General features: G+C 55.7%; 1 rRNA gene (only partly in view). It reads left to right on the forward strand.

The features are described 5' to 3' along the window. Nucleotides 1-1,175: ribosomal RNA gene (locus tag ACIP93_RS37675) — 23S ribosomal RNA — on the forward strand (its annotated part extends 1,725 nt beyond the left edge of the window); the annotation flags it as partial. Nucleotides 1,176-1,206 lie beyond the last annotated feature (31 nt).

A 1,206-nucleotide genomic window follows, 5' to 3' on the forward strand; every position in this document is an offset into this window, starting at 1 on the left:
GTGAGCTGGGGGTGGCCGCAGAGACCAGCGAGAAGCGACTGTTTACTAAAAACACAGGTCCGTGCGAAGCCGTAAGGCGATGTATACGGACTGACGCCTGCCCGGTGCTGGAACGTTAAGGGGACCGGTTAGCTGACTTTCGGGTCGGCGAAGCTGAGAACTTAAGCGCCAGTAAACGGCGGTGGTAACTATAACCATCCTAAGGTAGCGAAATTCCTTGTCGGGTAAGTTCCGACCTGCACGAATGGCGTAACGACTTCTCGACTGTCTCAACCATAGGCCCGGTGAAATTGCACTACGAGTAAAGATGCTCGTTTCGCGCAGAAGGACGGAAAGACCCCGGGACCTTTACTACAGTTTGATATTGGTGTTCGGTTCGGCTTGTGTAGGATAGGTGGGAGACTGTGAAGCATGCACGCCAGTGTGTGTGGAGTCGCCGTTGAAATACCACTCTGGTCGTGCTGGATGTCTAACCTCGGTCCGTGATCCGGATCAGGGACAGTGTCTGATGGGTAGTTTAACTGGGGCGGTTGCCTCCTAAAGAGTAACGGAGGCGCCCAAAGGTTCCCTCAGCCTGGTTGGCAATCAGGTGTTGAGTGTAAGTGCACAAGGGAGCTTGACTGTGAGACCGACGGGTCGAGCAGGGACGAAAGTCGGGACTAGTGATCCGGCAGTGGCTTGTGGAAGCGCTGTCGCTCAACGGATAAAAGGTACCCCGGGGATAACAGGCTGATCTTCCCCAAGAGTCCATATCGACGGGATGGTTTGGCACCTCGATGTCGGCTCGTCGCATCCTGGGGCTGGAGTCGGTCCCAAGGGTTGGGCTGTTCGCCCATTAAAGCGGTACGCGAGCTGGGTTTAGAACGTCGTGAGACAGTTCGGTCCCTATCCTCTGTGCGCGTAGGAATATTGAGAAGGGCTGTCCCTAGTACGAGAGGACCGGGACGGACGAACCTCTGGTGTGCCAGTTGTCCTGCCAAGGGCATGGCTGGTTGGCTACGTTCGGAAAGGATAACCGCTGAAAGCATCTAAGCGGGAAGCCTGCTTCGAGATGAGTATTCCCACCCCCTTTGAGGGGTTAAGGCTCCCAGTAGACGACTGGGTTGATAGGCCAGATGTGGAAGCCCGGTAACGGGTGGAGCTGACTGGTACTAATAGGCCGAGGGCTTGTCCTCAGTTGCTCGCGTCCACTGTGTTAGTTCTGAA

Origin of the sequence: Streptomyces sp. NPDC088745 (genome assembly GCF_044751045.1) — a bacterium.
GTDB lineage: Bacteria > Actinomycetota > Actinomycetes > Streptomycetales > Streptomycetaceae > Streptomyces > Streptomyces cremeus.